Genomic DNA, 25512 nt, shown 5'->3' with positions numbered 1-25512 from the left:
CGCACCCGGCGCCGTCCACTGTGCGGGGTTCACCCCCCGGCGGGGCGGCGCCGTACGGCGCTGAGGAGCGGACCGAGAGCGAGGAGGACACCGAGTACGGCGTAGCCGTGGGTGAGGGTGGTCAGGGAGGCGACCGTCGCGACGAGCAACGGCCCGCCCGCGTCGCCGAGTTCACGGCCGAGCTCGGCGGCGCCCATGGTCTGCCCGAGCCGTTCGGCGGGGGTGCCGACGGCGAGGGCGGCGAAGCCGAGCGGGGTGATCAGGCCGGTTCCGGCTCCGATCAGGGCGGCGCCCAGGAGGATCCCCGTGAGGCCCGGCAGCGTGGCGAACCCCATTCCGGCAGCGGTGAGCAGCAGTCCCGCCGTGATGCCCGTACGGGTCGTGAGCCGCCCCCGGTCCAGTGCGCGTCCGGCCTGCGGCTGGACCACGGCCGCGCAGGCGGCCAGCACAGACACGGCAGCGCCGGTGGTGACCGTACCCAGGCCCGCCGCCCGCCCGGACACAGGCAGGAAGCCCACCCCGACCGACAGGGCGGCCGTCGCCGCGGCGAGCGCCGCGGTGGGGGCGAGGAACGCCGGGTCGGCCAGCCGCCGGGCGAGATCCAGCACCGTCTGCCGGGCCTTGGGCAGCGGTGGTACGACAGGGACGGCGAGGGCGGCGCATACGGCGACCACGGCGCCCAGCATGGCGAGGACGGCGAACAGCAGCCACAGGCCCCCGGCCCACACCAGGACACCGCCGAGAAGGGGGCCGAGGGTGTAGCCGATCGACTTGTAGAAGCCGTAACTGCCAAAAGCCCGGCCGTGTTTGGCGGCCGGGTTGAGCCGGGCGACCAGTGCGGAGGCCGACGGGGAGAAGGCGGACGCCGCCGCACCCTGCCCGAGGCGGGCGGCCCACAGCCAGCCGGGACTGTCGGCGACGACGTACAGGGCGGACGCGGCGGCGAAGGCCACGAGCCCGCCGAGCAGCACCGGGCGCGCGCCGATACGGTCGGCGAGCGTCCCGAACACCGGCTTGAGCAGCACTTCGGCACCGTCGTACAGGGCGAGCAGACCGCCGAGGACCAGCAGCGAGGTGACCGCGCCCCTGGTGTGGCCGCCGAGGTTGGCGGCGATCCCGTGCGCGCCGAAGGCGGTGGTGAAGCCGGCGGCGTACAACGGCCACATGTGCCGGGCCGGAGCCGCCTGCCCTGTCGATGCGGTGCTCACTGTTCCGTCTCCGGGGCCTGGTGCAGGGCGGCGAAGATGGGCTCGGCGTACTCCTCGCAGACGGCCGCGCACAGCTTGAGCCGTCGGCCGGCCTCGGCCGCCTCCGGGGTGCCGAACACGTCGCGTGCCGTCAGGTCGCGGTGCCGGCGCCGCAGCCGCTCCAGTGACTGCTCCTCCTCCAGTTCGGCAAGCGTGAACTTGGCGACGCGGATCTCGTTGGCGATCTCCGCCTCGAACCTGCCGCAGTCGGCCACGAACTCCGCCCAGTCCGCGGAACGGGCGGCATCGAACATCTCCTGCAGACGCACGGCGTTCCGGGGGCCATGCCCGGAGGCGTTGGCGTCACGACCTGGCCGTCGGCCTGCTCGGTCAGCGAGACCGCCCGCGCGATGCCGTCGGTGAAGACCGGCACGTCCGGTACGGCCCGGGTCCCCTGGCCGAGCGAGAGGGCGCCGATCCTGCGCAGCTCCCGCCAGACGCCCACCCGGTGCCGTGACGGCTGTGCGGGAAGTCTGATCAGAAGGACGAGCCAGCGGCTCACGGGTTCAGCATTTGCCACCTTTCGAAAGGTAGCAGGCGTCACATCGCACGACGCGGGTGAGCGCCGAAGGCGTGCGCCGGCCCGGGCGGAGATGCGGGCGGTGCCCCGGTCGGCGCAGCGTTCGTGCGGCCAGGCCGTGCCAGCGGGACTTGGTGCGTTGCCAGACCCGGGAGTTCCGGGAGGCGGCCGGCTCGGTGAACAGCTCTTCGTAGGTGTCGACGATGCGCTCGGGGTCGTAGCGGGTCGTAGCGGTGGGCTGCCCGGCGGGCGGCGCGGCCCATGCGACGGCGGGCGGGCTCGTCGGCTGCCCGAGCCGGCGTGACGGTCCGGCGGGTGCGGCCCTGGTGTGCGTGAGAGGGTGTCCGTTCAGCCGATGGTGAAGTAGGCGAGGCTGCCGAGCCCGGCCAGGGTGCAGTAGACGGCGAACGGGATGAGGGTGCGGTTCTCGAAGTACCGGACCAGATAGCGGGTCGCGAGGTAGGCCGCGACGAAGGCGGCGACGCTGCCCGCCAGCAGAGGTCCGCGCAGACCGTTGCCCCCGGAACCGAGCAGTGGGGGCAGCTTGAGCATCGCGGCTCCGCCGATCACGGGGGTGGCGAGCAGGAACGCGAAGCGGGCGGAGTCCTCATGGTTGAGGCCCTTGAAGATGCCCGCGCTGATGGTGGAGCCGGAGCGGCTGATGCCGGGCAGCAGGGCGAGGATCTGGGCCGCGCCGATCGTCACGGCCTGGCGGATGGTCATCCGCGTGATCCGCAGGTCGGACTGCTCGTCCGCCGGCAGATGCTCCTCGTCGGGGGTGACGGCGGCCCCGGCCCGTCTGTGGCCCGTCCCGCCGCGCCGCAGCTGTTCGGTGACGAAGAGGACGATGCCGTTGAGAGCCAGGAAGATCGCGGTGGGGACGGGTCGTCCGAGCGTCGTACGGAAGACTTTGTCGAGCGCGATGCCGGCGACGCCCACCGGGATACAGGCCGTGATGATCAGCCAGGCGAGCTTCTGGTCCACGGTCTGGATGCGGCGCTGGGTGATCGAGGTTGTGAGGCCCCGGATCACGCGGATCCAGTCCCGCCGGAAGTAGACGACGAGCGCGAGTGCGGTGGCCAGGTGCAGGCCGACCAGCTCGTTGAGGTAGAGGGACCCGTCGGCGGACACGTCCAGGTCGTGCTTCCAGTGCCCGCCGAGCAGCGCGGGTATCAGGATGCTGTGCCCCAGGCTGGAGACGGGGAACAGCTCGGTGACGCCTTGCAGCAGGCCGACGCCCACGGCTTCGGGATAGGTCAGGACGGACATGGAGGGCCTTCGACTCGGAATACGGGAAAGTCAGGCTTCGGAAAACGCTCGCGGCGGCTCCGACCCCATCCGGAAGCTACTACATCTTGTAAAATCTGATGGCGGAGGCGAAGGGTGTTCATGGCGGTGTTTCGCAAGGTTCACCTTCCCTTGCCGGGTGTCGCGTCGGCGGCGGAGGCCGGCGGGATCGAGCTCCTTGATGTCGAAGGGGTGCTCGGCCCGACGTCCGCGCGGGACTGCTCCCGCAGGACAAGGTCACCGCCGTGAAGGAACTGCGGCAGGCCGGGCACAAGGTGCTGGTGGTGGGCGACGGCGTCAACGACGCCCCCGCCCTCGCCGCCGCCCACACCGGCATCGCCATGGGCCGGGCCGGATCCGACCTCGCCCTGGAGACCGCCGACGTCGTCGTGGTCCGCGACGAACTCGCCACCATCCCCACCGTCGTCGCGCTCTCGCGTCGCGCCCGGCGCCTGGTGGTGCAGAACCTCGTCATCGCCGCGGTCTTCGTCACCGGTCTGCTCATCTGGGACCTGGCCGGCACCCTGCCGCTGCCCCTCGGTGTTGCCGGGCGCGAGGGCTCCACCGTCATCGTCGGCCTGAACGGCCCGCGCCTGCCGGCCCGCGCCTGCCGGCCGACGCCGCCTGGTGCCGCGCCCGCAGCGGGAACGGCCCGTGAGCCGCCGCAGCCGCAAAGCCGCCCCCGCCAACCCTGGGGCGGCCCGCAGTACGGTCACCGTCTGCCGCGGCTGCTGCTGCGGCACGGCCAAAATCCCCGGCCCGGACCACGCCGCCCGGCTCGACCAGCTCCGCTCATCCCTCGCACAGATCGCACAGGTGCGCGTCACCGGCTGCCTGGACGCCTGCGAACACGCGTTCGTCGTCATCCAGCCCTCCGCCGCCGGCCGCGCGGCCGGCGGACGGCCCGTCCGGCCCGGCCTGGTCAACGACCGCGACGCCGCAGACGACATAGCGGCCTGGGTCCAGGCCGGCGGGCCGGGACTTGCCGACCCGCCCGGCGTCCTCGACCTGCACGCCTTCACCCCTTCCCGCCGCATCCGCCAAACCGTCGAACCGTGACCCGCCCGATCCGCTGACCACGTCACCGGCCGGTATCCCCTGCGAAGTGGGGCGTCAGTCGTGGGGCGGCAGGTGGCCGATCTGGTGGTCGGCGACGTTCAGCGCCTCATCAACCAGACGGCGCAGGTGTCCGTGGCGCAGGCCGTAGACGACCCGGCGCCCCTCCTTGCGCGTGGTGACGAGCCCGGACAGGCGCAGCCGGGCCAGATGCTGGCTGACCGAGGTCCGCGTCGCACCGGTCGCTGCGGTCAGGGTCGTGACATCGGCCTCTCCCTCGCCGAGCCGCCGCAGCAGGGCCAGACGCGTGCGGTCGGCGAGCAGACCGAGAACCTCCACCGCCACAGCGATGCGTTCACCCTCCGCCGGCTGGTGCGAGTCGTGCGCACCTGGTAGATGCATGCGTGCGTTCATACGCACATAATGGGGTTCGACAGTACTGAAGTCCACATCCACCACCAGCCCGCCGCCGTGAAAGGTGCCCCCCGTGAGCGAGCAGCCCCACAGCCACGAGCCGCACGGACATCCGCACTCGCACGCCGACAGCCACCGCGACCAAGGGCCCGGCGCGACCGCCCGCGATCATGGGCACCAGCACGGTGACCACGGCCACGGGCACGACCATCCTCACGGAGGCGGGCGGTGGGCGCGGACGCGCCACCAACTCGCCCACCTGGTCACTCCGCACAGCCATGAGGCGATGGACAAGGTCGACTCCGCGATGGAGACCTCCCGCGAGGGGATGCGCACCGTCTGGCTTTGCCTGGGCATCCTCGGGGCGACCACGGTGATCCAGGCGGTGATCGTGGCGATATCCGGCTCTGTGGCGCTGCTGGGCGACACCATCCACAACGCGGCCGACGCGCTGACCGCCGTCCCTCTCGGTATCGCGTTCGTCCTCGGCCGCCGGGCTGCGAACCGCCGCTATACCTACGGGTATGGCCGGGCCGAGGACCTGGCCGGCATCGCCATCGTGCTCACGATCACCGCTTCCTCCGCGCTGGCCGCCTACGAAGCGGTCGACCGGTTGCTCAGCCCCCGCGGCATCACGCACCTGTGGGCGGTGGCCATCGCCGCCGCGGTCGGCTTCATCGGCAACGAGTGGGTGGCCCGTTACCGCATCCGCACCGGCCGCAGGATCGGCTCCGCCGCGCTGGTCGCCGACGGCCTGCACGCTCGTACCGACGGCTTCACCTCCCTGGCCGTCCTCCTCGGTGCCGGTGGCGCCGCGCTCGGCTGGCGCTGGGCCGACCCGGTCGTCGGCCTGCTGATCACCGCCGCGATCCTCATGGTGCTCAAGGACGCCGCTCGCGAGGTCTACCGGCGCCTGATGGACTCGGTCGACCCGAAGCTGGTCGATGCCGCCGAGACCTCGCTGCGCGACGTCGACGGTGTCCTCGGCGTCGGCCAGGTCCGCATGCGCTGGATCGGGCACGCCCTACGCGCCGAGGCCGACATCGTGGTCGATCCCCACCTGACCGTCGTCGCCGCCCACGAGGTGGCAGTCGCCGCAGAGCACGCCCTCATCCACGCCGTGCCCCGGCTGACCGCCGTCACCGTCCACACCGACCACCTGCCGCACGGCGCCGATCCGCACGCCGCCCTCGCGCACCACAGCGCGGCCTGAGCGGTCGGGCGGTCGGGCGGGGCCTGGTTCAGGCGGCCGTGCCGAAACCCGTCGCGGCCAGGTCCTGCTCGCGCAGCGGGGTGAAGTCGACGTCCAGCTTCGGGTCGTACGGTCCGGGCTGGATGCCGGGTTCGTGCGTGGAATTCGCCGAACCGGTTGATGTGCTCGGTCGGGTACGGCGAGATGTGGGCCAGGTCCTCCGGCTCGATCGTCCGGCGCCCGGTCCCGGCCGATCCGCCCGTACAGCAGCGGCTCCAGGTACCGGCCTGCAGGACCAGGGCCTGGACGAAGGCGGGCAGGGTCGGGGAGACCTTCCCGCCCAGCCGCCGGACTGGCACGGTTGCCGGGCTCGTGATGCCGCCACCCGCACCGGCTTTGACACTTCCGTGGGGCGTTGTGGGCGGGACCGGCATCGTCGGCGTGGCAGACGGCGTCATGACCGCGTGAGGGGGATCCGGCTCGGGGCGATGAAAGCGCCGTGCCGACGTGCGTCGCAATGCGAACCGCTCCTGTCCCGACGCTGGAAACCGGTCGGCCATGGCCCGGATCAAGCTGTTTTCCCAGCCCGCCGGGCAGGCCTGCGCCTTCGCAGGCAGAGGGATGCGTGGTCCGTGGTCCGCCTTCCGGGTGATGCTCTCAAGAGGTCCCGGGTAGGCCGGAAGCCCGTGTGGGAGGCCCCTGACGAACAGCTGACGCATGCCTGGCCTGCGGATGGACACCCGTCAGCGCCAGGCGAGCCGACAGGAAAGGCCGATCCATGAGCTACGACCGCACGGTGTACCTCGACACCGACTTCGCCACGGCCCTCACGCGGGTTCGCGAGGCCCTCGGTGAGCAGGGTTTCGGCATCCTCACCGAGATCGACGTCACCGCCACCCTCAAGGCGAAACTCGACCAGGACATGGAGGACTACGTCATTCTCGGCGCCTGCAACCCGCCACTCGCCCATCAGGCTCTGGAGGCAGACCGCACCATCGGCCTGCTGTTGCCGTGCAACGTGGTCGTCCGCGCCGACGGCGACCACACCGTCGTACAGGCCCTCGACCCGCAGACGATGGTGGCCCTGAGCGGACTCGACGCGCTCCGGCCGGTCGCCGATGAGGCCACCCGCCGCCTCGACGCCGCACTCGCCTCCCTCACGGGGACCGTTGCGGAAGGGCGACCCTGACGATGGGGGATGAGCCACCCGGCGGAGGGTTCGTCAGCTTCAGGTCGATCGACCCTCACACGATGACTTCATGACGTCCGGAGCTCGCCCCGGCTCCGGGGCGAGCTCTGTGCGCTGGACGTGACTGCTCCTGGCCCTGGTGGCGGGAGTGCTGGAGATGCATGCCCTGGCACCCTCCGGTATGCCGGCTTCGGGCCGGCATGACGCGATGATGTCGGTGGGGCCACGAGGCCATCACGTGTTCGTGGTGACGAACAGCCTGCGGCTGCGCACGTTCACGTAGGGACGGCACCCGAGACCAAGTCGAAAAGCTCGCCGAGTCCCTCGGGGTGACGCAGTTGTCGAAGTCCCAGGTCAGCGCGATGGCCAAGCACCTGGACGAGCAGGTCGCAGCCTTCCGCAACCGGCCCTGGACGCCGGCCCGTACTCGTTCGTCCGGGTCGACGCGCTCACCCAGAAGATCCGCGAGGGCGGCCGCATCATCAACGTCCACGCTCTGATCGCGGTCGGCGTCAACGCCGACGGCCACCGCGAGATCCTCGGCCTGGACGTCGCCACCGCCGAGGACGGCGCCGGCTGGCTCGCCTTCCTGCGCTCCCTGATCGCCCGCGGCCTGTCCGGCGTACCGGAGCCCGCCGCTACATGGGCCGCGAACTCCTCGCCAAGGCCCGACTCCACCCGATCGAGTCAGAAACCGACCGCCCTGCCCACCGAACTCACCGCATTGCCTCGAAGACGAGATCACCGAGTGGCCGTCGATACACCACTTCAGCGGACGTGACCGACGTCGGTCCCACTGGCGTTTCCACCTCACGCGTGAGTACCGGTGGCGCTGTCCCAGCCTCGGGCCGGCGAGAACACGGCCTCACCGCTGGATATCGCGATATTCCCTGTGAAAGAGGTGCAGTCTGTGTCAGATGGCGGAGCCGCAGCGGGCGTGGACCCGACTCCACTGGTAGTACTCGGTAGGGCGATGGCACCGGGAAGGAGTGGTGGCTGCGATGACAGACGGACCGATGCATCCGGGACGCGTGCTGGCGGCGCCCGTGGATCTGGGCGGCACCGGGTACTACATCCACTGGGGTGTGCTGCAGATTTCGGCGGCGAATGCCGTGTTCATCGTCCTGATGCTGATTGTTTTCATGTTGGCGCTGCTCCTGCCCTTCCCCCGCGGTCGGCAGCGCCGATGAGCGGCGCGCCGGAAGGCCGGCCCAGCGGCTCGGACAGCGTCTTTGGGGGAGGGTGGACCGGCGCCGTGCAGCGGCGCGCCTTGCGTGCCTTGCCCCCGGACAAGCTGTTGCCCACCACCCAGCCGGAGTACGTGGCCTCCTGGATCTACGTGTTCGGGGTCCTCACCCTGTCCAGCCTGGTGGTCGTCGTCTCCACCGGATGTGTTCTGGCGCTCTTCGGCCCTACGTGGTGGCACGTCTCCGACGTCGGCAGGTACATCAACAGCCTTCACTTGTGGAGTGTCGAACTGTTCATGTTCGCCATGGTCGTCCACCTGTGGGGCAAGTTCTTCATGGCCGCCTGGCGCGGTCGGCGGGCACTGACCTGGATCACCGGGGCCGTTGTCTTCCTCGCCTCGATCGGCGCCGCCTTCACCGGATACCTGGTGCAGCAGAACTTCGACTCGCAGTGGATCGCGGACCAGGCGAAGGACGGCCTGAACTCGGTGGGCGTCGGTGCCTGGTTCAACGTGCTGGACTTCGGCCAGATGTTCATGTGGCACATCGTGTTGCTGCCCTTGGCCGTGGTTGTCCTCGCGGTGTGGCACATGCTGCTGGTGCGGCTGCGCGGCGTGGTGCCGCCCATCGGAGCTGCCACGGCCGAAGCCGTGCCCGGCGCCGGCGGATCGCAGGAGCCCGCGTGAGAGGACGAAAGCCCCGGCGTGATCCGGTGCCCGACTCCGGCGCCTTCCCCAAGCGGCCGTACGACCTGGTCAAGGAGTTCACCATCGCGCTGCTGGCGACCGTTGTGTTGACGGTCGGGCTCGCGGCGGTCTTCTCCTCACCCGACGAGACCCCTGTCACCCTGGCTCGCTGGGCGAGGATCGCGCCCAGCGACTTCACCGCCACCGCCGCCGCTGAACTGGCCGGTACCAGTGGCACCGCGCAGTACGGGCCCCCGTATAACAACACTCCCGGTGCCGGACAGAAGATCGGGCCGATGAGCCTCCAACGCGCGGCCGGGGTGACCATCCCGATCAACACGGCACGCGACTTCGTGCTCCGCCCGCTCACCGCCGCGCCGAAGGCTGCTTCTGTCTCCGGCGCCCTGGCCGCATGGCGTACTGCGCCCGCCCGACGCCAACAGCAATGGGCTACCGCCTACGCTGACGCGCTCGGCAAGGCCCCCGGAGGGGATGCAGCCCGGTTACCGCCCGGTGACTACGGACCCGTCCCAGTGTTGATCTCACGCCTGCTGGAACTCGCGAGGGCGGGGGCACTCGACGGCGAACTGGTAGCTGCCGGACATTTCTACCAGACGGACTACACCAAACCGCTGTTGTTCCTGGGGGACGGCTCGTACCTCGAAGACCAGGCCCGGGCCCGGCACCTGGCCGGTGACCAGTGGGGAATGATGAACGAGACCGGCAACTACCCAGGCCAGCCCTGGCTCTGGCTGTACACGCTGTGGTACCAGATCGAACCATTCAGCAGCTCGGGCAATGCCGACGCCCTGGTCTGGGGCCTTATGGCGCTGTTCACTCTCGCGTTCGTCCTGGTGCCGTTCATCCCAGGCGTCAGATCGATCCCACGGTGGAGCGGCGTCTACCGCCTCGTCTGGCGCGACTACTACCGCTCGCACCGCACGGCACGGCGTCATTGACGATACGAGCGCGCAACCCCACAACCATGGGCCAGGAACACACTTGATCACGATCCGCCCTCGCAACAAACCACCAGCAGAACAAGCAGCAGGTGACCAGTTCGATGGCGCGGCCCGCACCCGCTTGCCGACGCCGTGGTGCTGGTCCCGTGCTTGTTCTTCGAGCCGGGAGGGCCGTCGGGGCCGGGCGGGATGGCTTTCGTGCGGCTGCCGGCGGGGCACGGTCGCAAGGATGTCGCGACGTTGCGAAACCCCCGGCGGACACGTTGCTGGCTCTGCCCAGCCCCGGTCCAACGCCGCATGCAGCGTGCCGTGCCGAGGCTGAACGTCGAGCCGAGGCGTGCCCAGGACTCGGGCTCGACGCCTGCCGTTGACCGGTGACAAACAACAGACCGGGCGTCGGGTGGGGGCCGTCACGCTCCCCGCCCGGCGCCCGGCGCGTTCGACCCCCTCCAAGCTGCCGTAACAGCAGGGCGCCGACGAGGACGGTGGCCAGCCCTGCCGTTCGGCCTTTCCGCACCCTGTACCGACGTGCTCCCGCATGGCTACGGACTGTTGGCGGCTTTCTTGTAGCCTGCAGGCCGTTTCCGCCCCATGCGGCACGCTGGATGGTGAAGGCGGCCGGGGCCCCGTGCTGTGGGTCTGAATCCCTCAGCATCTGCCACGGGACACCATCGCGGAACTCCAGATGGCCGTCGGGACGGACCAGTGCGTAGATACCAGTCATGGAATGCCGGGTGTCTGCGTCGGCAGCGGGCCTCCCGCCGGGCCGGGCATCCGCGGTGCGTGAGGTGCGGACCGTATGGATGGGGTCCCGTCGGCCCCGTCGCAGCCCGGTGCCGCCGGGATTCCCTGAAAGCGGGTAGTCCTGTTTTCAGGCGGTGGGGCCGGGCGCCTCGACGCCACTGCTACTGCTGCCTCAGGCTTGGGTGATTTCGATGTGGTGCGGCTTGGCCGCCTGGGCCTTGGGGACGGTGACGGTCAGCACCCCGTCGGCCAGCGTCGCTGTGCTGTGGCGCAGGACGCCTTCATGCCCGCATTCCTTGTAGTCCCCGGTGATGAACAGTTCCCGCTCGCTGACCTCGACGTCGATGTCCTCGCGCTTGATTCCGGGCAACTCCGCCTCGACCGCGTAGGCGTCATCCGTCTCGTGCAGGTCAGCCAGGGGCGACCAGGCCCCGACGGCGGGTGCGGTACCGGTGGCCTGCAGGAACCGGTTCATCCGTTCGAAGAGGTCGTCGAACTCGGCGGTGAGCGGCTCACCCCAGCTCAGGGCAGGGAACGGCCGTTCCAGGAGCCGACCAGGCCGGTGGTGCACGGGCAGGGTCATCGCGGTTCACCGCCGCGAAACGACGGCGTTCGGGCTCCTTCCATGCTGCGGGTCTCCGTGGCAGCGAACGAAGAAATGCCTGGAGCATGCCGTACCCGCCCAGCCGCCCGTGCCGATCGACCCCGACCCGGACGAGGTCGCCAAGAAACACCAACAGGAACTGTAGGAACAGATCAGCGGTCTTTCCCATGGAAACGCCTGTCGTGAACGAGTGCGCGGTCGAGGACTGCATGACAACCGCGACCACGCCTGCCACGCGCTGGCCATCACCGTGGCGGCTCCTCAGGTCGGCTGTGTCACCGTGTCCCGGCGCGGGAATCCTTGTCACTCCTCGCCCCGGACCACGGCGACGGGGCAGTGTGCGTGATGCAGCAGGGCCTGGCTGACCGAGCCGAGCAGCAGGCCGGTGAAGCCACCGCGTCCGCGAGCGCCGGCCACGACCAGCTGCGCGTCGTGGCTCGCGTCGATCAGGGCCGTGCGGATCCGTGAGCGCACCAGGCGCCGCTCCACAGCGACCTGGGGATAGCGGGTCTGCCACGGGGACAGGGTCTCGTCCAGCAGTTGCTGCTCCGCCGCACGCAGCCGCTCGATGTCGACCACCACGTTCAACGGGTCGCCGGGCCCTTCGTAGGCCCGTTCGCTCCAGGTGTTCCACACGTGCAGGGCGAGCAGGCCCGCATTGCGCATGGCTGCCTCGGCGAAGGCGAACTCGACGGCCTTCTCGCCTGCCGGTGAGCCGTCCACGGCCAGCAGCACGGGACCGGTCGGGTTCGGCCCGCCCCGTACCACGAGGACCGGACAGCGGCCATGGGCGGCCAGATGCACGGCGGTGGAGCCGAGCAGCAGGCTGCCGAACGCGCCCAGGCCGCGGCTGCCCACCACGACGAGACAGGCGGTGCGCGACTCTATCTCCAGAACCATCAGCGGCTCGCCGACGGTGACCTCGCGGGTGATCTCCAGGTGCGGCGTAACCTCACGGGCCCGCTGTTCGGCCTTGACTAGCGTGCCGTCCACCAACTCGCGCACCCCCGCCGCGGCAGGGGTCCAGGGCGGCACACCGGGCGGTGGGCGGATCGAGGGCCACCCGAAGGCGTGCACCAGCCGCAGCCCGGTCCCGCGCAGTGCGGCCTCGCGTGCCGCCGCCCCGACCGCTTCGAGACTGGACGGCGAGCCGTCGACTCCCACTACGACCGGTTCAGCCATTGCAGCGCCTCCTTGTCGAACGGCCGTTGCCGCCGCCCTGTCGGGCCTCCCTCCCAGCCTCTGCCAACATGCCACGCGGCGCATCGGGCAGTAGGGCTCGTCGACAGAGCGGTCGTCGCTTCGCACGTCTGCGCGAGGCCGGTCTTGTCGCTGGCGCCCTTCGACGGCGTCGAAGGGACCAGATGGGGCACCGGGGCTTCGCAGGCGGTCGTGGTGGGGCGGTCAGCTGCTTCGGGTTTCGCGGACATGCGTCCGGGACGGGCCGGATGACCGGAGCGTGCGTCGGCGCGGTGCGTCGCCTGCTGGTGCGGCCAGGTTCATGTGCGCACCAGCGGCGACCGGTCCAGGATGACGATGCCGGTGACGGCCAGAGCCGCGCCGAGGATCTGGATGGCGAGGTAGCCGGACGTGGCCAGGCGTTCGTGGAGGACGGCGGCACCGATCAGCACGGCGCCGATCGGCTCGATGGTGTCGATGAGGGGAAGACTGACCGCCAGTGATCCCGCTTGGAACGAGCTTTGCGCCAGCAGCAGCCCCGCTCCGCCGACGACCATCAGCGCGTACGGCTCCCAGTGCACCAGAGCGGCCAGGCCCCGGTCGCGGAACAGACCTGCCGTGCTCTTCGTCAGCGCGTCCAGGAGGGCGAAGAGGAGCCCGGCAGCCGCCGCGTACACGGCCGCGCGCACCCGGCCGGAGGTCCGGAGCCCGGCGGGTACCAGCACAGTGACGCAGGCCGCGATGACCGCCAGGAGCGGCAGCCAGTTTCCTATGCCGGGCCGGGTCTCACTCGCGGAGTAGGGCAGCACGGCCAGGAAGGCGGCCACGCCGCCGGCGGTGCACACCGCTCCCGTCACGTCCCACCGGGTGAGGCGCCTGCGGCGCCGCCGGGCGATGAGCGGCAGGGCGAAGAGAAGGTCTGTCGAGGCCAACGGCAGCACGAGCACGAGGGGGCCGAAAGCGAGGGCCGCGCCCTGGATGACGAAGGAGAGGGCCGACAGGGCGATGCCGGCCAGCCACAGCGGCCGGTGGGCCAGAGCCCAGATCAGCTGGGGCCGGAGGGACTCTCTCTCGGGCATGGTCGCTGCGGCCTCCTGCTGCAGCACGGCCGCCACGGCGAAACAGCAGGCGGCCAGGAGCGCGGCCGGTACGGCAACGGCGAGGGCCATGACCACAGGATGCTGGCCGGCCGGTGAAGCCGCACACCAGTGGGAGCGGCCCTTCCGGGCGAGCGCCCCGTACGCTGCGACCAGAACGCGCGAGGGCCAGGTCGGCTGGTCACATCGGTGGACGGCGCAGGCGTTTGTCCGCGGCGACGACGAGTGCGGTGAGGGCGGCGATGCCGAGGACGCGCAGCCATGCCGGGCCGGTGATCGCGGTGGTGTGGAAGAGGTGGTTCATGGCCGGGAGGTAGGTGAGGGCGAGTTGTCCGGCCGCCTGGGTGAGGATGCCGCTGGTGACCCACCGGTTGCTGAACGGGCCGAGGTGCCATGCCGAGTGGGTCAGGGAGCGGCAGCTGAAGAGGTAGAACGCTTCGACGGTGACGAACAGGTTCACCGCTGCGGCGCGTGCCTCGGGCAGGCTCGCGCCCATGCCGCGTTCCCGGGTGAACAGCCACCAGGAGCGGGGCCGGAGGTCTGCCCGGGCACCCCGGCAGCCTCATCGCCGGTCACCGGAACCTCGCACCACCGCGACCGGACAGTGCGCGTGATGCAGGACCGCCTGACTGACCGAGCCGAGAAGCAGGCCGGTGAACCCGCCGCGCCCCCGGGCACCGACGACAAGCAGTCCGGCCCTCGCACTCGCCCCGATCAGGAAACGATCCTCGCGGGCCGGCCGACGGCGGCGTAGGCGAGCAGTGGCCACCTCGGCCGTCCGGAGCGGCGGCGAGCCGGGGCGGTGACTGTACGGCACGACGGTACCGCGCCAGTCGCCGCAGGCGGACCCTCGCCCGATTGCCCGCTGCACTTGCCCCGATCGAACACCCACAGTGAAACTCACGCGCTGCTGGGAGTACTGCTCGCCCTCGGTTCGGTGCTGGCCACGCTCGCCGCGTCATACTGGTGGGGGCACCACCTGGGGCGTCTGCTGTCGCATCCTGAACCCGAGCAGCTGCTGCTGCGAGTGCTCGGTGTGACGCTGATCGTCGCCGCGCTGGCCGAGGCCGTCCACGTCTCCGCAGCGGTCGGTGCCTTCCTTGTCGGGCTGTCCCTCACCGGCGAGGCGGCCGACCGGGCGCGGGAGGTGCGGGGCCCCCTGCGAGACCTGTTCGCCGCGGTGTTCTTTCTCGCCATCGGTTTGTCCGTCAGCCTGAGCACGCTGCTCCCCGTGCTCCCCGTCGCCCTGTTGCTGGCCCTGGTCACCGCCGTGACGAAACTGGCGTCGGGCTGGTATGCCGCGAGGCGCGAGGGCGCGCGGCGCGCAGGCCGGCTGCGTGCCGGGACCGCGCTCATCGCACGCGGCGAGTTCTCGGTCGTCATCATCGGCCTGGCCGGGATGGGCCAGGACCGGATCGGAGCGCTGGCAGCCGCCTACGTCATCGTGCTCGCCGTGGCCGCACCCGTGCTCACCCGCCTCGCAGGCGCACGTCCTGTCGGCTCGCCTCCCCCGGGGCAGGAGGCGACGGGGCACTGAGGGCAGGAACGAGAGGAAGCCAGTGCCGTCGCGGGACCTGCCTACGGCGCCCAGCGCGGTACCCCGCTCAGGAGCACCTCTGTGCCGATGGCCCCCGTCCACCGCGGCTCCGTACTGACCGCGCCGTCGGTACGGCTCACCGCCGACCGTCTTCAGACGCCAACTCGTTCCGCACACACCCGCACCCGGCCGAAGTGGTGGCCTCCCGCTCCGGCGGGGAAGGTGGGAGGGAAGCGAACAAGCATGACCCGGTAGGTGCGTGATGAACAACATGGCAACATCCGCTCCCCGGATCGTGGTGGGCGTCGACGGTTCCGAATCGTCGAAAGCAGCGCTCCGCTGGGCAGTGGACCAGGCGAAACTGATCGGCGGTTCGGTGAATCCCGGAAGGTTTTCAGGTGCGTCATGCCGATCCTTGGGACCCGTACGTGGACCCATGAGGGTCTCGGCAGTGCCGAGCGTGCCGCGCCGCGAGGTCACGAGCCGCCGGGTTCACCTGGCCGTGTGAGATTTCGTGAGACGTGAGAGGGTCTTGGGCGTGAGCGAGACACCACCGAACACCCTGCAATACCGCCTCGACGGGCCGGAAGAGGCCCCGGTCCTGATCCTGGCTCCCTCACTGGGCACCACCTGGCACATGTGGGACCGGCAGGTCCCGGAGCTGGCCAAGCAGTGGAGGATCTTCCGGTTCGATCTGCCCGGCCACGGCGGGGCGCCCGCTCATCCGGCCGGTTCCGTGGGCGAGCTGAGCACCCGGTTGCTGGCGACCCTGGACTCGCTCGGTGTGCAGCGCTTCGGGTACGCGGGCTGTGCGCTGGGCGGTGCGATCGGCATCGAGCTGGCGCTGCGCCACCCCGAGCGGCTGGCCTCGCTGGCGCTGGTCGCGGCCTCGCCCCGGTTCGGGACGGCCGACGAGTTCCGCCAGCGCGGAGTGGTCGTACGCACCAACGGCCTGGACCCCATCGCCCGGAGCTCGCCGGACCGCTGGTTCACCAGCGGGTTCTCGGCGGCGCAGCCCGCGATCACCGAGTGGGCGGTGCAGATGGTGCGCACCACGGACCCCGGCTGCTACATCGCCTCCTGCGAGACCCTCGCCGCCTTCGACGTGCGGGCCGAGCTGGGCCGCGTCGCGGCGCCGACGCTGGTCCTGGTCGGCTCCGAGGACCAGGTCACCGGCCCGGCCGAGGCCCGCACGCTGGTCGCGGGCATCCCGGACGCCCGGCTCGCGGTCGTGCCCGGCGCCTCCCACCTCGTACCGGTCGAGCAGCCGGCCGCCGTCACCGATCTGCTGGTCCACCACTTCTCCACGACCTGGCGGCAGCCGTACGAAACCGGCCAGATCGCCCTGCCGGGCGCGCAGGTCACGCCGCCGCCGATGGTGCCGCCGCAGGCCGTGGCCCCGGTCGCGGAGATCGCCCCGCCGGCCGCGGCGGCGCCGCCCGCGGACCGGGCCGACCGGTACGAGACCGGGCTCAAGATCCGGCGGGAGGTGCTCGGGGACGCGCGCGTCGACCAGGAGCTGGCCGGGGCGGACCGGTTCTCCGGGGACTTCCAGGAGTTCGTCACGCGCTACGCCTGGGGCGAGATCTGGGACCGGCCGGGCCTGGACCGCCGCACCCGCAGCTGCGTCACGCTCACCGCGCTGATCGCCGGCGGTCACCTGGACGAACTCGCCTCCCACACCCGCGCCGCCCTGCGCAACGGACTCACCCCCGACGAGATCCGCGAGATCCTCCTGCACACCTCCCTCTACTGCGGCCTGCCCGCCGCCACCAGCGCCTTCAAGGTGGCCCAGCGGATCATCCAGGAGGAGACGACCCCGGCGGAGTGAGATCTCCTGCCCGAGGACGGGGACGCCCCTTAGGGGCGGCACCCGCTCCGCGGACGCCCGGCAGCCCGCCTCCGGGCGTCCACCCGCCCCCTCGGGCAGGATGGTGAGGCATGAAGCTCACCAAGAAGTCGCACGCCTGTGTCCGGGTGGAGAAGGACGGGCAGGTGCTCGTCATCGACCCCGGGAGGTTCAGCGAGGAGGACGCCGCGCTCGGGGCGAACGCGATCCTCGTGACGCACGAGCACGCGGACCACTTCGACGAGTCCCGGCTGCGGGCGGCGATGGAGGCCGACCCGGCCGCGCGGATCTGGACGCTGCGCTCCGTCGCGGAGCGGATCGCCCCGGCGTTCCCGGGCCGCGTGCACACCGTCGGGCACGGCGACACGTTCACCGCCGCCGGCTTCGACGTACAGGTGCACGGCGAGCTGCACGCCGTGATCCACCCGGACATCCCGCGCATCACCAACGTCGGGTACCTCCTCGACGGCGGGAAGATCTTCCACCCCGGCGACGCGCTCACGGTCCCGGACCGGCCCGTGGAGACGCTGATGCTCCCGGTCATGGCCCCCTGGAACAAGATCGCCGAAGTGATCGACTACGTGCGCGAGGTGCGCCCGCGGCGCGCCTACGACATCCACGACGCCCTGCTCACCGACCTGGCCCGGCCGATCTACGACCACCAGATCGGCGCCCTCGGCGGCACCGACCACCACCGGCTCGCCCCGGGGACCTCGGCCCGGCTGTGAGGCGGGCGGGCCGGGTTGTCGTACCCGCCAGGTAGGTTGTGAGACATGCGCATCGCGACCTGGAACGTGAACTCGATCACCGCCCGCCTCCCGCGCCTGCTGGCCTGGCTGGAGAGCAGCGGCACCGACGTGCTCTGCCTCCAGGAGGCCAAGGTCGCCGAGGAGCAGTTCCCCGTCGAGCCGCTGCGCGAGCTGGGCTACGAGGCCGCGGTGCACGCCACCGGCCGGTGGAACGGCGTGGCGGTGCTCTCCCGTGTCGGCCTGGCGGACGTCGTCAGGGGACTGCCCGGCGACCCCGGGTACGAGGGCGTGACCGAGCCCCGCGCCATCTCCGCCACCTGCGGCCCCGTCCGCGTGTGGTCGGTGTACGTGCCCAACGGCCGCGAGGTCGACCACCCGCACTACGCGTACAAGCTCCAGTGGTTCGAGGCCCTGCGCGCCGCTGTGCTCGGCGACGCCCGGGGCAGCCGCCCCTTCGCCGTCCTCGGCGACTACAACGTGGCGCCGACCGACGACGACGTCTACGACCGGGCCGCCTTCGAGGGCGCCACCCATGTCACCCCCGCCGAGCGCGCCGCCCTCACCGCCCTGCGCGGGGCCGGCCTCGACGACATCGTCCCGCGCCCGCTCAAGTACGACCACCCGTTCACCTACTGGGACTACCGCCAGCTCTGCTTCCCCAAGAACCGCGGCATGCGCATCGACCTGGTGTACGGCAACGCGCCCTTCGCCAAGGCCGTCAAGGACGCGTACGTCGACCGTGAGGAGCGCAAGGGCAAGGGCGCGTCCGATCACGCGCCCGTGGTGGTCGACCTCGACGTGTGATGCCACGCTGGGTCCATGAACCTTCCGTTCCTGGGCCCACGGCACAAGAAGCACCCCGTGCTGCCCGCCGACCCCGAGTCGGTGGCCGCGCTGCTGTCCGAGTGCGATCTGCTGCGTGCCCAGGCGGCCCGGGGCGGCGTCCGTCTGGACGACACCCCGGCCTCCCTGGAGGCCCTGGACCAGATGGTCCCGCGCTGGCGCGACGACGCCGAGACGCTGCCCTGGCTCGGCCATGACGCCGGGCTGTACCTGGGCACCGTCGCGGTGCGCACCGTGCCCGGCGCCGCCTGGCGGATCGGCGCCGGCGGCGAGCCCGTCCTGCGCCTCGCCTCCGGCCGCGAGGTGGAGGTGGTGGACGCCGGGCGCCAGTGGGCCGCGACCGGCGTGCCCGAGCTGTCCCAGCTGTACGCGGAGATCGCCGAGGTCTGAGCCCCCGCACCCCCGGGCGCGCTCTCCCCTCAACACGGCCTTAAATACGGCTAATGCCGGAAAGGTGCGTGTCGCCCCCGACTCCTCGGCGCGGCTGGATAGTTTGCGGCAACCACCACCCAGCGGAGAGTGGAGTAGGGCTGCGTATGGCCGTCGATCCGTTGATCGAACCGAGGAACGGCGACTGGAAGAAGGCGTACCAGGCAACGCGCACCGGCCGGTTCACCCGGCGCCCCGTCAATCCCCGTCCGTCACCCGGCTTCGCGGCCCACCCGTTACCGGGGTGCGCGGACGCGTTCCGCAGCCGGCCCCGGCGACTGCCCGCGGGCCCTACCGCCATGCCGGGAACCCCGGCCCCCGACGTCTCGACTACGATGGTGCGTTCCGCCCCGTGGTGAGGTGATCAAGCCCCGCCGCACCGGGATGGAGACACTGCCGCAGGGCGGGGACCCCATGGCCCCCGCACCGTGAGAGGGGCGGCAGTTCACACGGGCCAGGCTCGTCCGGCGGCAGCCGGAGATCACTGCTCGCACGGGCGAGGAGAAGGTCAGCTGCGCCGGACGAGTTGCGCTCGACGGTCCGTCACCGCCCCGGCCGCGCCTCACGCGGACCCCGCGGGCTCGGGCTCCGGCAGCGGACTGCGCGCCGCCCGCGTCACGTCCGCCACCAGCTCCACCACGTCGGGCCCGTAGGCGTGCGAGTTGAGGACCTTCAGCAGGAGCACGAACGTGCCGCCGCCGTACTTGCGGGCCAGCCGTTCGTGATGGCGGGCCAGGTAGCGGGTCGCGGCCTGGTTGGTGATCGCGCTCTGGCCGCAGAACAGGAACACCGGGCGGGCCCGTTCCTCGGTGGTCACCCGCGCGAGCAGCACGTACTCCGACACGCCTCGTTCCATCGGGTACTGCTCCCCGCCGATACGGAACTTGCCCCGCTCGGCGACCGGTTCGGGATCGGTGGTGATCCGCAGCCCCGGCAGCAGCGCCGACAGGTGCGCGGCCGTACGGCGGTTCGAGGCCGGACCGCCCACACAGAACTCGGTGCGCTCGCCGAAGCCCTGGCGGACCGTGTCCTGGGTGGCCACCTCGGCGTGCGCCCCGCACTCCTTGATGAGCGCCGACAGTTCCAGCAGCGCGAACACGTCGTAGCGGTGCACCGCGGGTTCGGTCGCGGCGGGGTCCCGGTTGACGACGAGCAGCGCCTCGGCGTGCTCCGGCAGCCCGAAGAAGGTCTGCTCGCGCCGGAGTCTGCGGCGCCACAGACAGGTGCGGGCCAGCCAGCCCAAGGAGGCGGAGATGCCGGTCGCCACCAGGCCCAGGACGATGTTGCGCACGTCGTCGTTCATGGCCGCGCATGCTAGCGCCTCTCTTTCGGAGCCTGCCGGGCCAGGGCGCCCTGGGCGTACCGGCGTTCGAACCGCGGTCCTGCGGCGAGCGGCCGAGGCGTACTGTCGCTAGTGTGACAATCTGGTTACGCTGCGCTGACTGTCCCGACGGGAGGTACGGATGGGTCGTCCAGGCACGCGGAGACTGGCGGTTCTGACGGTGGTCTCGGCCGCCGTGGTGACGGTGGGGGCCGCGGCGCCGCCCGCCCCGAAGGCGAGCGAGCCGGTCGGCAAGCAACCGGTGGCCGTGGGCTACGGCGGCGCCGTCGCCAGCGTCGACAAGGACGCCACCGCCGCCGGCATCGAAATCCTCAAGCACGGCGGCAACGCGGTGGACGCCGCCGTCGCCACCGCCGCCGCGCTCGGTGTCACCGAGCCCTACTCGTCCGGCCTCGGCGGAGGCGGCTACTTCGTCTACTACGACGCGAGGACGCGCACGGTCCACACCATCGACGGCCGTGAGACGGCGCCCCGGAGCGCCGACTCCGGCCTCTTCGTGGAGAACGGCGCACCGCTCTCCTTCGCCGACGCCGTCACCAGCGGACTCAGCGTCGGCACCCCCGGCACCCCCGCCACCTGGCAGACGGCCCTCGACCAGTGGGGCAGCGAGAAGCTCGGCAGCGTCCTGAAGCCGGCCGAGCGGCTCGCCCGCGACGGCTTCACCGTGGACGACACCTTCCGCTCGCAGACCGCCGGCAACGAGACCCGGTTCCGCTATTTCCCCGACACGGCGAAGCTGTTCCTGCCCGGCGGCCGGCTGCCCGTCGTCGGCTCGACCTTCAAGAACCCCGAACTCGCCAAGACCTACAAGGAATTGGCGAAGAAGGGCATGGGGGCGATCTATCACGGCGACATAGGCGACGACATCGTCCGGACCGTCGAGCACCCGCCCGTCGACCCGGCCTCCGGCTGGAACGCCCGCCCCGGCAAGCTCGCCGAGAAGGACCTCGCCGTCTACCGGGCCAAGCTCCAGGCACCCACCAGGACGTCGTACCGCGGTCGATACGTCTACTCCATCGCCCCGTCCTCCTCGGGCGGCACCACGGTCGGCGAGGCGCTCAACATCCTGGAGGGCTTCGACCTGTCGAAGATGAGCGAGACGCAATACCTGCACCACTACATCGAGGCCAGCCGGATCGCCTTCGCCGACCGCGGCCGCTGGGTCGGCGACCCCGCTTATGAGAAGGTCCCCACCCGCCAGTTGCTCTCGCAGCGGTTCGCCGACTCGCGGGCCTGCCTGATCAAGGACGACGCGGTCCTCGGCAGCCCGCTCGCCCCGGGCGACCCGTACCACCCCGTGTCCTGCGCCAAGGGCGGCAAGGCGGCGCCGACGACGTACGAGGGCCGGAACACCACTCATCTCACCGTGGCCGACAAGTGGGGCGACGTCGTCTCGTACACCCTCACCATCGAGCAGACCGGCGGCAGCGCGATGACCGTCCCCGGCCGGGGCTTCCTGCTCAACAACGAGCTGACGGACTTCTCCTTCACCCCGGCGAGCCCGTCCGTGCCCGACCCCAACCTGCCCGGTCCGGGCAAGCGGCCGCGCTCCTCGATCTCGCCGACCATCGTCCTCGACGGCGGCAACCGGCCCGTGGTGGCGCTGGGTTCGCCCGGCGGCGCGAGCATCATCACCACCGTGCTCCAGACCCTGACGGAGTTCCTCGACCGGCGTCTGCCGCTGGTCGACGCCATCGCGGCGCCCCGCGCCAGCCAGCGCAACGCGGCCCGGACGGAACTCGAACCCGCCCTGTACGACAGCTCGTCGAGACGGCAACTGGAGGCCATCGGCCACCACTTCACCCTCAACCCGGAGATCGGTGCCGCCACCGGGGTGCAGCGGCTGCCGAACGGCGAGTGGCTGGCCGCGGCCGAGAAGGTACGACGCGGCGGGGGCTCGGCGATGGTGGTGGACCCGGCGGCCCCGACCCCTTAGGCCCCTGAGGCGCCGTACGGACGGCGTCCGCGAGGGTGCCGGGGGCGGCTCGCCCCCGGCACCCTCGCGCACGGGTCTCATCCGGCGGGCGGGGCCTGCTCGGGTTCCGCCGCGGCCGCCGGCGGCTCGGGCGTGCGGAAGTCCAGCCGCCCGCCCTTGACGTCCACGGTGACCCGGCCGCCCTCGGTGATCGTGCCGTTCAGCAGCAGCCGCGACAGCCGGTTGTCCACCTCGCGCTGGATGGTGCGGCGCAACGGGCGTGCGCCGTACTCCGGTTGGTAACCGCGCTCGGCGATCCAGTCGACCGCCGCGTCCGTGAACCGGACCGCGACGCCCTGCCCGTCCAGCAGCCGCCGGGTGCTCTCCAGCAACAGGTCGGTGATCTGGCGCAGTTGCTCGCCGGTGAGCTGCCGGAAGACCACGATCTCGTCGATGCGGTTGAGGAACTCGGGCCGGAAGTGCTCGCGCAGCGGCCGCATGATCCGCTCCCGCCGTGCCTCCTCGTCGGCCTCCGCGCCGCCCGGTCCGAAGCCGATGCCCGCGCCGCGCCGGGTGATCGCCTCGGAGCCGAGGTTGCTGGTCATCACGATGACCGTGTTGGTGAAGTCCACCGTGCGTCCCTGGGAGTCGGTGAGCCGGCCGTCGTCCAGCACCTGGAGCAGGATGTTGAAGACGTCCGGGTGCGCCTTCTCCACCTCGTCCAGCAGCAGCAGCGAATAGGGGTGCCGACGCACCACCTCGGTGAGCTGGCCGGCCTCCTCGTGACCGACGTAGCCGGGTGGGGCACCGACCAGCCGGGAGACGGTGTGCCGCTCCTGGTACTCGCTCATGTCGAGGCGGACCATGCGCTCCTCGCTGCCGAACAGCGCCTCGGCGAGCGCGCGGGCCAGCTCCGTCTTGCCGACACCGGTCGGGCCGAGGAAGAGGAAGCTGCCGATCGGGCGGGAGGGGCTCGCCAGCCCGGCGCGCGAGCGCAGCACCGCCTCGGCGACCACGGCGACGGCCTCCTCCTGGCCGACCACGCGCTGGTGCAGGTGTGCCTCCAGACCGAGCAGCCGTTCCTTCTCCTCCTGGGTGAGCCGGCTGACCGGGATGCCGGTCTGCCGCGAGACCACCTCGGCGACGGACTCCGCGCTCACCTCCAGCTGCCCCTCGTCGGCCCGCTCGTCCCCGGACGCCTCGGCGATCAGCCCCTTCAGCTCGGCGATCCGGTCGCGCAGCTGCTTCGCCTGCTCGTAGTCCTCGTCGGCGACCGCCTGGTCCTTGTCCCGGACCAGCTGGTCCATCTCGCGCTCCATCGCGCGCACATCGGTGCCCTTGGTGCGGGCGCCCAGCCGGACCCGGGCGCCGGCCTGGTCGATCAGGTCGATCGCCTTGTCCGGCAGCCGCCGGTCGGTGAGATACCGGTCGGACAGCTCCACGGCGGCCACGAGCGCCTCGTCGGTGTAGCGGACCTGGTGGTGGGCCTCGTAGCGGTCGCGCAGTCCGCGCAGGATCTCGATGGCGTCCTGGACGGTCGGCTCGGGCACCAGGACCGGCTGGAAACGGCGGGCCAGCGCCGCGTCCTTCTCGATCCGGCGGAACTCCTCCAGCGTGGTCGCGCCGACGATGTGCAGCTCGCCCCGGGCCAGCGCGGGCTTGAGGATGTTGCCGGCGTCCAGCGAGCCGCCCTCGCCACCGGATCCCGCGCCGACGACGGTGTGCAGCTCGTCGATGAACACGATCAGCCGGTCGGAGTTGGCGCGGATCTCCTCGACGATGTTGTTCAGGCGCTCCTCGAAGTCGCCCCGGTAGCGGGTGCCGGCCACCACCCCGGTCAGGTCGAGGGCGACCACCCGCCGTCCGGCCAGCTGGTCCGGGACGTCCCCGTCGGCGATCCGCTGTGCGAGGCCCTCCACGATGGCCGTCTTGCCCACGCCCGCCTCGCCGATCAGCACGGGGTTGTTCTTGCCGCGCCGGGACAGCACCTCGATGGTCTGTTCGATCTCGGTGTCCCGGCCGATCACCGGGTCGATCCGGTCCTCCCGGGCCAGCGCGGTCAGATCACGGCCGTACTTGTCCAGGGTGGGCGTGCCGGTGGGCCGCTGCCGCTGCCGCTCCACGCGGACCTGGCCGGTAACCTCCGGCGCCTCCGGCGGCAGTCCGCTCGCCGGGAAGCGGGCCGCGTGCAGGATGTGACCGGCCGCGGAGTCCGGGTTCGAGGCGAGCGCGCTGAGCACGTGCTCCGGGCCGATGTACCCCGCGCCACTGGAGCGGGCCATGTCGTGCGCGTCCAGCAGGGCCCGCTTCACCGCGGGGGTCAGGGACAGCGAGGTCGGCGGGGGCACCTCGCCCGGCGGGTGCTGCACCGGTCCCGCCCGGTTGTCGATCTCCGTGGCCAGCGAGTCCGGATCGGCCCCGGCCCGGGTCAGCAGGCTCCGTGTGGGCTCGGCGGAGACGGCCGCGCGCAGCAGATGCTCGGTGTCCAGGTCCCGGCTGCCGTGCTCGGCCGCGTACTGCGCCGCCCCCTTGACCAGCTCCCGCGCCGGCTGGCTGAGCAGCCGGCCGATGTCGATGTGCCGCGGCCCGGCGGCGCCGCCGGTACCGCCGGCGGCACCGCTGAAGAAGCGGGCGAGGAATTCACCGAAGGGGTCAGGAGGGTAGCCGTTGGTCATGGCGATGCGTTCCTTCGCTGACGGTGGCTCCGCCGGATAACCGGGGTGGGGCTGCTCATGCCCACGATGGCATGAAGTGTGGGGGCGGGCATGCGGTGGGCAGGCTCCGCCCGGCGGTCCGACGCCTCTCCGGGGGCCCCACCGGTTCGGCGCCCCTTCCGCCCTCAGCGGGGGACAGCAGGAGCTACGCCAGGGACAGGAAGAGCTTCTCCAGGCGGGCGCGCATCTGCTCGGTGTCCTCGCCGTTCCTGTGCGCGTCCTCCATGTCGATCACGCATTTCTGCAGACCGGTGGCGATGATCGCGAATCCGGCGCGGTCCAGCGCCCGCGAGGCGGCGGCCAGCTGAGTGACCACGTCCTCGCAGTCCCGGCCCTCCTCGATCATCCGGATCACCCCGGAGATCTGGCCCTGCGCACGCCGCAGCCGGTTCAGCACGGCCTTCAGGGACGCGCCCTCGAGATCCAGTTCCACGCTCACTCCTCAAGAAATACCCCTAGGGGTACTGTACGTCCCGGTTCGGGGTCGGTGTCGGCCGCCGAGACGGATGCGTACGGTGTCCCGTGCGTCCCGGCACACGGGACACCGTACGGATCAGAGGCTGCGCAGGCGGGCCAGCGTGGCGTCCAGGTCGGCTTTGCGGGGCCGGTTGTGGGGCAGTTTGCCGAGCATGGCGGCCATGCCGCAGGTGTTGGTGACGGCGGAGAACACCAGGCCGCCCGCGATGCCCGCGGACAGCAGCCTGAAGGCGGGGTGGACGGCCTCGCCGAGGGCGAGGCCGAGCAGCACGAGGGAGCCGGCGGTGAGGCGG

At 71.5% G+C, this 25512-nt stretch carries 24 protein-coding genes and 5 pseudogenes; 15 read left to right on the top strand and 14 right to left on the bottom strand.

The features are described 5' to 3' along the window. Positions 1-29: 29 nt before the first annotated feature. The 4 genes and pseudogenes from VT52_RS17160 to VT52_RS17150 all read right to left on the bottom strand — a co-directional run bounded on the left by VT52_RS17160 (position 30) and on the right by VT52_RS17150 (position 3036). On the bottom strand, positions 30-1166 hold the full coding sequence (locus VT52_RS17160; RefSeq protein WP_046427099.1) for an MFS transporter: 1137 nt from the start codon (positions 1164-1166) through the stop codon (positions 30-32). 38 nt (positions 1167-1204) lie between these two features. Continuing rightward, positions 1205-1501: a Chromate resistance protein ChrB gene (locus VT52_RS38820; protein WP_240509780.1), complete on the bottom strand. Its 297-nt coding sequence runs from the start codon at positions 1499-1501 to the stop codon at positions 1205-1207. A 107-nt stretch (positions 1502-1608) separates the two neighbouring features. Further along, positions 1609-1692: pseudogene (locus VT52_RS39565) on the bottom strand (Chromate resistance protein ChrB); the annotation flags it as partial. A 423-nt stretch (positions 1693-2115) separates the two neighbouring features. Next, positions 2116-3036, bottom strand: coding sequence for an undecaprenyl-diphosphate phosphatase (locus VT52_RS17150; RefSeq protein WP_046427101.1), 921 nt, complete (start codon positions 3034-3036; stop codon positions 2116-2118). A 221-nt stretch (positions 3037-3257) separates the two neighbouring features. Between VT52_RS17150 and VT52_RS35730 the strand changes: the two are divergent. After that, a pseudogene (locus VT52_RS35730) lies at positions 3258-3650 on the top strand (HAD-IC family P-type ATPase); the annotation flags it as partial. A gap of 58 nt (positions 3651-3708) precedes the next feature. Then, a complete protein-coding gene (locus VT52_RS17145) occupies positions 3709-4113 on the top strand; it encodes a hypothetical protein (RefSeq protein WP_046427105.1) in 405 nt (134 codons plus the stop codon). A gap of 54 nt (positions 4114-4167) precedes the next feature. On the opposite strand, the gene VT52_RS17140 is transcribed toward VT52_RS17145, so the two are convergent. Further along, on the bottom strand, positions 4168-4524 hold the full coding sequence (locus tag VT52_RS17140) for a metalloregulator ArsR/SmtB family transcription factor (protein WP_046427106.1): 357 nt from the start codon (positions 4522-4524) through the stop codon (positions 4168-4170). Positions 4525-4597: 73 nt separating this feature from the next. On the opposite strand from VT52_RS17140, the gene VT52_RS17135 reads away from it, so the two are divergent. The 6 genes and pseudogenes from VT52_RS17135 to VT52_RS17115 all read left to right on the top strand — a co-directional run bounded on the left by VT52_RS17135 (position 4598) and on the right by VT52_RS17115 (position 9737). Further along, on the top strand, positions 4598-5737 hold the full coding sequence (locus tag VT52_RS17135; RefSeq protein ID WP_046427108.1) for a cation diffusion facilitator family transporter: 1140 nt from the start codon (positions 4598-4600) through the stop codon (positions 5735-5737). A gap of 757 nt (positions 5738-6494) precedes the next feature. After that, positions 6495-6905, top strand: a complete 411-nt coding sequence (locus VT52_RS17125) for a DUF302 domain-containing protein (protein ID WP_046427111.1) — start codon at positions 6495-6497, stop codon at positions 6903-6905. A 299-nt stretch (positions 6906-7204) separates the two neighbouring features. Further along, positions 7205-7530, top strand: a pseudogene (locus tag VT52_RS35720) (transposase); the annotation flags it as partial. A gap of 376 nt (positions 7531-7906) precedes the next feature. After that, positions 7907-8095 carry a hypothetical protein gene (locus tag VT52_RS37575; RefSeq protein ID WP_143070879.1) on the top strand — a complete coding sequence of 63 codons (189 nt, stop codon included), beginning with the start codon at positions 7907-7909 and terminating at the stop codon, positions 8093-8095. Between the two features lie 107 nt (positions 8096-8202). Continuing rightward, positions 8203-8778, top strand: a complete 576-nt coding sequence (locus VT52_RS17120) for a cytochrome b N-terminal domain-containing protein (protein WP_206306541.1) — start codon at positions 8203-8205, stop codon at positions 8776-8778. Then, positions 8775-9737 (top strand): hypothetical protein, encoded by a 963-nt coding sequence (locus VT52_RS17115; RefSeq protein WP_046427115.1) that lies wholly within the window; start codon positions 8775-8777, stop codon positions 9735-9737. Before VT52_RS17120 ends, VT52_RS17115 begins: the two co-directional genes overlap by 4 nt. Positions 9738-10656: 919 nt before the next feature. Here VT52_RS17115 and VT52_RS17110 read toward each other — a convergent pair. The 5 genes and pseudogenes from VT52_RS17110 to VT52_RS35715 form a co-directional block, all read right to left on the bottom strand. Beyond that, on the bottom strand, positions 10657-11067 hold the full coding sequence (locus tag VT52_RS17110) for an Hsp20/alpha crystallin family protein (protein WP_046427116.1): 411 nt from the start codon (positions 11065-11067) through the stop codon (positions 10657-10659). Positions 11068-11391: 324 nt separating this feature from the next. Beyond that, positions 11392-12270, bottom strand: a complete 879-nt coding sequence (locus VT52_RS17105) for a universal stress protein (RefSeq protein ID WP_046427118.1) — start codon at positions 12268-12270, stop codon at positions 11392-11394. Positions 12271-12587: 317 nt separating this feature from the next. Beyond that, positions 12588-13436 (bottom strand): DMT family transporter, encoded by an 849-nt coding sequence (locus VT52_RS17100; protein WP_046427148.1) that lies wholly within the window; start codon positions 13434-13436, stop codon positions 12588-12590. A 109-nt stretch (positions 13437-13545) separates the two neighbouring features. Further along, the gene (locus VT52_RS17095; protein WP_338059191.1) at positions 13546-13881 is read right to left on the bottom strand and encodes a cation transporting ATPase C-terminal domain-containing protein; all 336 of its coding nucleotides are present in this window, start codon (positions 13879-13881) and stop codon (positions 13546-13548) included. 45 nt (positions 13882-13926) lie between these two features. Further along, positions 13927-14145, bottom strand: a pseudogene (locus VT52_RS35715) (universal stress protein); the annotation flags it as partial. A gap of 90 nt (positions 14146-14235) precedes the next feature. Between VT52_RS35715 and VT52_RS17090 the strand changes: the two are divergent. The 6 genes and pseudogenes from VT52_RS17090 to VT52_RS17070 all read left to right on the top strand — a co-directional run bounded on the left by VT52_RS17090 (position 14236) and on the right by VT52_RS17070 (position 18732). Further along, entirely contained in the window at positions 14236-14901 is a 666-nt protein-coding gene (locus tag VT52_RS17090) for a cation:proton antiporter (RefSeq protein WP_240509779.1), read from the top strand. 262 nt (positions 14902-15163) lie between these two features. Continuing rightward, positions 15164-15280 (top strand): annotated as a pseudogene (locus tag VT52_RS38440) (universal stress protein); the annotation flags it as partial. A 159-nt stretch (positions 15281-15439) separates the two neighbouring features. Then, complete coding sequence (pcaDC, locus tag VT52_RS17085) at positions 15440-16732, top strand: bifunctional 3-oxoadipate enol-lactonase/4-carboxymuconolactone decarboxylase PcaDC (RefSeq protein ID WP_046427151.1); 1293 nt, start codon at positions 15440-15442, stop codon at positions 16730-16732. 110 nt (positions 16733-16842) lie between these two features. Continuing rightward, positions 16843-17478 (top strand): MBL fold metallo-hydrolase, encoded by a 636-nt coding sequence (locus VT52_RS17080; protein WP_046427123.1) that lies wholly within the window; start codon positions 16843-16845, stop codon positions 17476-17478. Positions 17479-17523: 45 nt separating this feature from the next. Continuing rightward, complete coding sequence (locus tag VT52_RS17075) at positions 17524-18303, top strand: exodeoxyribonuclease III (RefSeq protein ID WP_046427125.1); 780 nt, start codon at positions 17524-17526, stop codon at positions 18301-18303. Between the two features lie 15 nt (positions 18304-18318). Further along, positions 18319-18732 carry a DUF6278 family protein gene (locus VT52_RS17070; RefSeq protein WP_046427127.1) on the top strand — a complete coding sequence of 138 codons (414 nt, stop codon included), beginning with the start codon at positions 18319-18321 and terminating at the stop codon, positions 18730-18732. A 601-nt stretch (positions 18733-19333) separates the two neighbouring features. Here the strand turns inward: VT52_RS17070 and VT52_RS17065 are convergent. After that, positions 19334-20074 carry a hypothetical protein gene (locus VT52_RS17065; RefSeq protein WP_046427129.1) on the bottom strand — a complete coding sequence of 247 codons (741 nt, stop codon included), beginning with the start codon at positions 20072-20074 and terminating at the stop codon, positions 19334-19336. Positions 20075-20234: 160 nt separating this feature from the next. Between VT52_RS17065 and ggt the strand changes: the two genes are divergently transcribed. Then, positions 20235-22049: a gamma-glutamyltransferase gene (gene ggt / locus VT52_RS17060; RefSeq protein WP_046427131.1), complete on the top strand. Its 1815-nt coding sequence runs from the start codon at positions 20235-20237 to the stop codon at positions 22047-22049. Positions 22050-22126: 77 nt separating this feature from the next. On the opposite strand, the gene VT52_RS17055 is transcribed toward ggt, so the two are convergent. From VT52_RS17055 to VT52_RS17045, 3 genes are all read right to left on the bottom strand, one after another. Further along, entirely contained in the window at positions 22127-24703 is a 2577-nt protein-coding gene (locus VT52_RS17055; RefSeq protein ID WP_046427133.1) for an ATP-dependent Clp protease ATP-binding subunit, read from the bottom strand. 184 nt (positions 24704-24887) lie between these two features. Next, the gene (locus VT52_RS17050; protein ID WP_046427135.1) at positions 24888-25175 is read right to left on the bottom strand and encodes a metal-sensitive transcriptional regulator; all 288 of its coding nucleotides are present in this window, start codon (positions 25173-25175) and stop codon (positions 24888-24890) included. Between the two features lie 120 nt (positions 25176-25295). After that, positions 25296-25512: YgaP family membrane protein (locus VT52_RS17045; protein WP_143070878.1), on the bottom strand; the 217-nt coding region annotated here is incomplete at its 5' end.

The organism is Streptomyces malaysiense (genome assembly GCF_000980885.2).
GTDB lineage: Bacteria > Actinomycetota > Actinomycetes > Streptomycetales > Streptomycetaceae > Streptomyces > Streptomyces malaysiense.
Note: the sequence above shows the minus strand (reverse complement) of the source record. Positions and strands in the feature narration are given on the sequence as shown.